Here is a 1,214-nt window from a genome sequence, read left to right on the forward strand (position 1 = left end):
TACCATCTGGTGTGAACACTGCTGTCCACGTGATGTTGTCAGTTGTAACCAATGCACTCAACGTACCGCCAATAAGAGTGATGTCATTTGCATCAAAACCAGTCACCGCCTCACTGAACGTGAAGCTGATGTTCGCTGTTTCACCTGCTGCAAGTGCAAGGTCATCCGCTGTAATCGCAAGCGTTGGTGCAACAGTATCTACAACAAAACCGTCGGTACCATCAAGTACATCACCTGTACCCAGGTTACCTGCAAGGTCTGTGTAACTATTATCTGCCACAGTAATGCTTGGTGCTGTGCCTGTACCATCTGGTGTGAACACTGCTGTCCACGTGATGTTGTCCGTCGTAGTCAGACCAGTCAATGCTCCGCCTACAACCGTAATGTCACTCGCATCGAAACCAGTCACCGCCTCACTGAACGTGAAGCTGATGTTCGCTGTTTCACCTGCTGCAAGTGCAAGGTCATCCGCTGTAATCGCAAGCGTTGGTGGAACAATGTCTACAACAAAACCGTCGGTACCATCAAGTACATCACCTGTACCCAGGTTACCTGCAAGGTCTGTGTAACTATTATCCGCCACAGTAATGCTTGGTGCCGTGCCTGTACCATCTGGTGTGAACACTGCTGTCCACGTGATGTTGTCAGTTGTAACCAATGCACTCAACGTACCGCCAATAAGAGTGATGTCATTTGCATCAAAACCAGTCACCGCCTCACTGAACGTGAAGCTGATGTTCGCTGTTTCACCTGCTGCAAGTGCAAGGTCATCCGCTGTAATCGCAAGCGTTGGTGCAACAGTATCTACAACAAAACCGTCGGTACCATCAAGTACATCACCTGTACCCAGGTTACCTGCAAGGTCTGTGTAACTATTATCCGCCACAGTAATGCTTGGTGCCGTGCCTGTACCATCTGGTGTGAACACTGCTGTCCACGTGATGTTGTCCGTCGTAGTCAGACCAGTCAATGCTCCGCCTACAACCGTAATGTCACTCGCATCGAAACCAGTCACCGCCTCACTGAACGTGAAGCTGATGTTCGCTGTTTCCCCTGCCGCAAGTGCAAGGTCATCTGTCGTGATTGCAAGGGTTGGTGCTGTTGCATCAACAATCACTGTGCCTGTTACCGGCGTTGAAACGTTACCTGCCACATCTGTTGCAGTCACATTCACTGTGTGCGGGCCATCTGCCAACACTGGAAGTATATTGTCT

At 50.0% G+C, this 1,214-nt stretch carries 1 protein-coding gene; it reads right to left on the bottom strand.

Features of this window, described 5'->3' with window-relative positions; all coding sequences use genetic code 11:
* Positions 1-1,214: Ig-like domain-containing protein (locus J690_RS24650; RefSeq protein ID WP_032038828.1), on the bottom strand; the 1,214-nt coding region annotated here is incomplete at both ends.

The organism is Acinetobacter sp. 742879 (genome assembly GCF_000588535.1).
Taxonomy (GTDB): domain Bacteria; phylum Pseudomonadota; class Gammaproteobacteria; order Pseudomonadales; family Moraxellaceae; genus Acinetobacter; species Acinetobacter pittii.